We start from the raw sequence: 7,265 nt of genomic DNA on the forward strand, positions 1-7,265 counted from the left end.
AGAAAGATCTGTCCAAGTAGTTCCATTGGTAGAACCTTGTAATTTAAAGGTGTTGGTAGCACCATTTGACAATGCCCAGATAGTTAAATCTAAAGATACTCCTAAAATTCTAGTTGCTGATGCAGTTGTTAAACGGAATAGGTTTTTACCAACCCAGTTTAATGAACCATTGAATGCAGAATATGTTGTTGCACTATTATCAATAGCATTGCTAATAACATTAGTAGAATAAATATCCAATTCTGTACTTACTGAAGTAGGGCGTACAAAATCTTGTGCTGTAAAGAAACATGCAGGAGATTCAACCGCATCTACTATACCATCATTGTCATCATCAATGTCTAGTATATCTTTAACTCCATCCCCATCTGTATCTACACAAGTAGCTAAGTTTTTGCTTGTAGCATAAGGACTATAAGTTGAGATATAATTAACGCTTGCATTATCTGCTACTGTTTCTAAACCATCGGCTAAACCATTGGTTCCTACAGCACTTGTAAACTTGAAATTTGCCGTTGTATTTGTAGTTGAACCACTTTCTAGGGCATCACTACAACCGTCAGCATCGCTATCTAAATCATGATGATTGAATATTCCATCTCCATCGGTATCGCTGGTACATTCTCCTTTAGGATAAGCAGATGCATTAAAGTCTGTTGGTAATACAAATTTGATGTCAGTTACTCCACCATAGTATGATGTTCCGGCTACCCCTACCAATCGGTAGAAGCCATAAGCAGTATTTGGCTGTAAAGTATTGTTAACTACAAATGATCCGGTAGTTGCTGTTGAAGCTACTGCTGCAGAAAGATCTGTCCAAGTAGTTCCATTGGTAGAACCTTGTAATTTAAAGGTGTTGTTAGCATCAGCAGATAATTGCCAATTAATTAAGTCTAAAGATACTCCTGCAATTCTAGTTGCTGAAGCAGTTGTTAAACGGAATAGGTTTTTCCCAACCCAGTTTAATGAACCATTAAATGCAGAGTATGTTGTTGCACTATTATCAATGGCATTAGTAATAACATTAGTAGAATAAATATCCAATTCTGTACTTACTGAAGTAGGACGAACAAAATCTTGTGCTGCGAAGAAACATGCAGGCGATTCAACCGCATCTACTATACCATCATTATCATCATCAATATCTACTAAGTCTTTAATTCCGTCTCCATCCGTATCCACACAAGCAGCTAAGTTTTTGCTTGTACCAAAAGGCTTATACGTTGAAGTATAATTAATTAGACCTGCAGTAGTTGTACTCTCATAATTATCCAACAAACCATTACCATTGGCATCAGTACCTGTAGGAATAATTGTTGAACTTGTAGCTGTTGTCGAACTTCCTGCTTCAATCGCATCGGCACAACCGTCACCGTCAGAATCTAAGTCTAATCCATTTGGTATTCCGTCTCCATCAACATCTCTAATACAAGTGCGTTCTGTAAAGTAGGCTTCTTGCACCCATCCTGAAACGGTACCTGAAACAGTTGTTCCAAAAATTCTGTATTTTGAATAGGCCGTATAATTATTAGCCATATTAAACTTATACGAATTATTGGCAGCACTGATCGGGCTTGAAGTAGCAAAAACTTGATCGGTAGCAATTCTTTCCCAAGTGGTTCCATTCCAGCCTTCAATATTGTATTTACCTGTTGTGCCAAGTGGGAAGTTTCCAGCCTGACAACTCAGTTCAATAAGACTTAAGACTTTTGCACTTGGTAAATCAAATTGCAAAATGGTTTGATCTAAGAAGGTAGAAGAAGTATAAGCGTCTGTGGCTTCAACACCATTCAAAATATTGGCCAAAGTACCCGCCCAAGTTACCGTAGCAGAAACAGTAACTCCAGTTTTACTCATCAAGGCAGTTGCACAATTTAACTCATCAAGATCTAATACCCCATCATTGTCATCATCTAGATCTGTAATATTAGGTATTCCGTCTCCATCTGTATCCAAACAAGCACTTACTGTCTTGTCAAGAGCTAAATTATAAGTATGAGTACCTTTATAGATTCCAGACTCTGTAGCACTTTCCAATTCATCAACCAAACCATTTGCACCGGTATTGCTAGGACTTAAGAAACTAGTAGAAGAGAATGCAGTAGCACTCAGTGGTGCGGTACCTGCTTCAATTGCATCGGCACATCCATCACCGTCTGAATCCGAATCTAAACCGTTCGGTATTCCGTCGCCGTCTGAATCAGTAGTACAAATAACTGAGACACCAGCAAGCTGATTGATAAAACGAATTTCTGCTAAGATTACATTGAAATTGCCTGGAATAGTTTCTGGGGTAGCAATAGACCATCCATTACTAACACCTTGATCTTGATATTGATCATACCAAACTTCTAAAATGTCAAATGTAAATTCGCTAACCGAAATGATAGGCTCTTGAAAATAAACAACCTTTGCAGCATTGTTAGGTATACTAAAGTCAAAGACTTGAGATTTTGATACGCCAGAACAAGTCGTCCAAGAAGCTTTAATTTTTTTCAATGGCGCATCACCACCACCATAACCAAATGAAGGCGGCAACCATAAAACCATTCCTTTGATATCAGTTGGACCATCCAACGTTAATTTCCAATCATTTTTAATACCTGATCCATCAGAAATATAAGCGGCATTTGTAATTAAGGAAGGTGAAGCGTGCGTTATTGAACTTAAAGAGGCTACTGTTGTAGGTGTAGCTGATAATCCCGATCCGTCAAAAGCTTGAGAAGCAATAGACCAAGAATCAATACCAAACCTATTCACTGGCAATGTTTCTATTTTCTTAGGCGCAATCAATTCTGTAGTTGATCCAGTCTTAATACAAGATGAACATTCAATATTATCAGGAATTCCATCGTTATCATCATCAATATCCGTAACATCAAGTATTCCATCTCCGTCTGTATCAACACAGCCGTTAATTCCTTTAACAAGAGCATAACCTTCATAATTTGGAGAATAGTTAAGTGAACCAAGAACAGGTACACTCTCATAAACATTCAACAAACCGTTTCCGTTCGTATCGGCACCAGTTGGACTTACCGTTGTACTATTAGCTGTGGTTGAAGTTGCTGCTTCTATAGCATCAGCGCAACCATCACCGTCTGAATCTAAATCGAAATGATTTAGTTTACCATCTTTATCGGTATCTCTTGTACATGAAGTTTTCGGAAATAGCGATCCGTCATATTTATCCGTATTAACATCCCAATAAATTTCAGATACAATTCCCGATAAAATATCGGCTGCAGCCACACCGTAAACACGATAGTATTTGTAAGCTCCAGCATTGGTGATAATATTAAATTTATTTGAATTGGTTAATAAAACAGAACCATTAGCAGTAGAGTTTGTGGCATTTGCCGGCGAAGCCATGGGTAGTGTAAGGTCAACCCAAACCGAATTATCATTAGAACCTTGCAATTTTATACTTGAAGCTGTAGCAGCAAAAACCTGAGTAGCTGAAGTTTTTTGGAAATAAATTGCATCCAATTGTACAGCAGTACTAAAGGTAATTTTAAACAATTCTTTGTTTAACTGAGATTGTGCAGTAGCAGTCACAAACTGAACAGCACCAGTAGCATCACCAACATTATCCGTTAAGGCTGTCAAAGTATTATTTGGAGCCAAGAGATTAAGCTGGGAACTTATTGTTGCATAAGCCGTTTTATTGGCAGTGTTCCATTCTGCTGCATTGAAAAAACAAGCCGGCGACTCTGTCGCATCTCGCAACCCATCATTGTCATCATCGATATCAATGGAGTTAATTACTCCATCACCATCAAAATCGTCTGTAGGTTTAGTGCCACCTATAGTCTGCGCATTCACAAAAAGTGAACTCGCCATTAAGGCCATAAAAAATAGCGACTTAAGCAAATTGCTCTTAAGAGGTGATAAAGAAGTGTTAGCTGTTACAACAACTAATTGCCTTACAAAGGCTGGGTAGATTTGGTTTGTTTTTGATTGCATTTTCAATAGGTAGTAGAAATGTTTCAATAGGTAATAGGCAATAAGTAAATGTATTTGACTACATTTTTCGATTTAATATGTTTCGTTTAGGTCATCTTGACTTATAAATAGTTAAAACTTAATAAATTCATTCATGGCAATCATTTTGCCGCAATATATTTTGTTGTAATCACACGTTATATTGGTAAATGATTGATAAAATCATTCACAAATGCTCCATGCAATTAAATTGGAAAGGTCGTTAAAACCCTACCCAGCATTGTTTTTAATATAATTTGAATACAATTTGAATTCCTGCAACAATTTGTAACAGGTCAATTTGTTTTTGACATCGGTAGATAATCAAGGGCACAAAAGTGAAAAAAATATGAAGAGGATTTAGGCTACGCTTATAGTAAAGTAGTCCAATTTTAAGTTTGTGAACTCATTAATATTTTTTATTTCAAAAAATTGTACTCTTTTTGAGAAATGGAACTCAGTCCAAAAAAACAGAATGAGCTTTCCAAGCAAGCCAATTGTATATGATTTTTTATTTATCAATTACCACATTAATACTGAGCCTTTTAATTAGCTATAATAATTACAGGGACAATAAAAACAGTATTCTCCTTGCAGGATATATGTGCATATTATCTATATATAATATACTCCACTTTTTTTTATTTGAAGGAAATTCAATCCTAGGAATAGCCATATTATTAAGACATATCTCTCCACTTTTTTATATTCCGGGTCTTTTACTGTTTTTTTATGTCCGCGGAACATTGAAAAATAAATGGAGCCTATCAAAACGCGACCTTTGGCATTTCATCCCAATGATCATCGGTTTTATAAATATTATACCTTACTTTTTAATCCCATTTGAAGATAAAATACATTATGCCGAGCAATTATTCTCAACCTCCGATTTCAACTTTTTAACAAAAACAACCTTAATCTATCCATTTTATGTAAGTGCCATTATTAGAAGTGTACTATTTTTCAGCTATGTAACAGCAAGCGGACTTTTACTATGGGAATTCAATAAATTAACAAAACGGAAAGATGAAAGCACTCAAAAACAAATCAAGTGGCTCATTTTTCTAATTGGAAATGCTATATTATTAAGTATTTGCTCCTTCTGCCTTACCTTTGGCTTTTATGTAGATACCATCGTTGAAAAAACAGCAATGAATAATAATATCTTTACTGTAATCGCCGGACTTACATTCTCTTTTATACCTACAGTATTGATATTCTTTCCGCAAGTGCTTTACGGCATTCCTGATTCTGATTTAATTGACCCTAATAGAAAGGATAAAGATAAAAATGGCTTAAGCGACAAAAATCTTTATTTACTTGCAGCAAGAATTATTGAATACTTTGAAAATGATAAGCCTTATTTAGATAAATCATTTAGTTTAGACGATCTAGCTAACCACTTAGACGTACCTAAACATCAATTGTACACCTGCTTAAATACTTGTTTAAATAAAAAATTCACACAATTAAGAACTAGCTTTAGAATAGAACACGCAAAAAAGCTACTTTTATCTGGAGATTTAGACTCTAAATCTTTACAAGGTATCTGGATGGAAGCAGGTTTTTCGTCAAAGACAAATTTTTTTACTACGTTTAAGGAAGAAACAGGACTTACTCCTACGGAATTTATCCTGTTGGAAAAAAATAGTTAAAAGCCATGGTATATTATTTCTCAATATTAATACTAGCACTTTGTATCGTTATGTTCACTTATAATTCAAAAGTGAACCGTAACATCTTGTATTTATTAGGTTTTTTAATTCCAATAGCCGCTTACGGTATTCATCATCACCTAATATTTTTTAATGAGTCGGCTTTCAAATTAGCTATTATTAATACTCATGGCATACCATTGTATTATTTAGCAGGGCCAATGCTATATTTTTATATCCGGAATACCATCCTCGACTCTAATCAGTTAAGCAAATTAGATTTTTTACACTTTTTGCCTTTTATAATAGGTTTAACATCCATCTTGCCTTATATCTTTGAAGATTTCGACTATAAAGTTGGCATTGCACAACAGTTTATTGATGATCCCAATAGTATCAAAACGGTACATTCTCATTGGTTTTACCCAAATTATTTCAATGTAATTGCACGGCCTGTATTATTACTTGGCTATAGCATTGCCTGCCTACTCATTGTATGGAAATATACAAATGTGAAAGGAAATGAATCGCCAATAGTCCAAAGGGGACTAATCACTAAATGGCTAATATCTTTATCTATTTTGGCTTTCTTAGTTGCTTTACTTTATTTATTCATGACTTATCTATTCCTTAGCACTCAAAACCTAAAGAAAGATACATTCAATGAATTACCTATAGGTACATTTACAGGATTTGCCTATGCAATTATCCCGGTCATTATCTTCATTTTCCCCCGAATTTTATATGGCATCCCAAGAGCAATACAAACAATTAATATCCCTAATGAAGAGGAAGATCAAGAATTGCCAATAGGTCAACCAAGAGAAAACTATTTAAATGATCCATTAACCGAAACCGCTGAAAGAATATTAACATACTTTGAACAAAGCAAACCCTATTTAAATACCAAGTTTAGTATTGATGATATCGCTGAAGAATTAAATATACCCAAACACCACGTAGGCTATTGTTTCACAAATATTATCCAGACAAAATTTACAACGCTACGTACAGATTATAGAATTGCTCATGCAAAACGCCTTTTACTTTCTAGCCAAGTAGATGTTATGACCATGGAAGGAATTGGCTTAGAATCCGGATTCGCATCAAAATCTAGCTTCTTCTCCGTATTTAAAGAATCAACAGGACTATCCCCTTTCGATTATATGAAACAACATAAAAATCAAGGTGCCTATCGTAAATTCCCTAAAAACCACTCCGAAAACTTCAATAGACCAGAAGTAACATAATATTGTTCGAAAGCAAGACTGGATCAAGGAACCAGGAACAAAGAATAAAGAATAAAGAAAAAAGACAAGGTTAGTGCTTGTTTAGAAACCAAGAGTCTTTAAATCTCATTTCTAAATACTAAGTACTAACTACTAAATACTAATTTGAACAAAGAGCAAAGAACAAGGAGTAAAGACAGAAAAATAACCAGCACATTAGTATTTCAGATGTCGTAAGCCAGGCTTCGAGAACCACAGCCACCGGATTTCAGATGTCGTTAGCCTGATAACCGACAACTGCCAACTGATAACTGATAACTCATAACTGATAACTAACCATCTAAATTGTCTGAACCATGATTTATTTGATTTTTATGATTGCGAAGAAGAAATGGCT

3 protein-coding genes are annotated in these 7,265 nt (G+C 35.1%); 2 read left to right on the top strand and 1 reads right to left on the bottom strand.

What is annotated here, in order from left to right; genetic code table 11:
* The coding region (locus tag QZ136_RS07275; protein WP_291401949.1) for a hypothetical protein at nucleotides 1–3,966 on the bottom strand (3,966 nt) is incomplete at its 3' end.
* A 764-nt stretch (nucleotides 3,967–4,730) separates the two neighbouring features.
* Between QZ136_RS07275 and QZ136_RS07280 the strand changes: the two genes are divergently transcribed.
* Both QZ136_RS07280 and QZ136_RS07285 read left to right on the top strand, forming a co-directional pair.
* Nucleotides 4,731–5,639 carry a helix-turn-helix domain-containing protein gene (locus QZ136_RS07280; RefSeq protein WP_291401951.1) on the top strand — a complete coding sequence of 303 codons (909 nt, stop codon included), beginning with the start codon at nucleotides 4,731–4,733 and terminating at the stop codon, nucleotides 5,637–5,639.
* 71 nt (nucleotides 5,640–5,710) lie between these two features.
* Entirely contained in the window at nucleotides 5,711–6,889 is a 1,179-nt protein-coding gene (locus QZ136_RS07285; protein WP_291401953.1) for an AraC family transcriptional regulator, read from the top strand.
* Nucleotides 6,890–7,265 lie beyond the last annotated feature (376 nt).

This window comes from Daejeonella sp. (genome assembly GCF_017495225.1).
GTDB lineage: Bacteria > Bacteroidota > Bacteroidia > Sphingobacteriales > Sphingobacteriaceae > Daejeonella.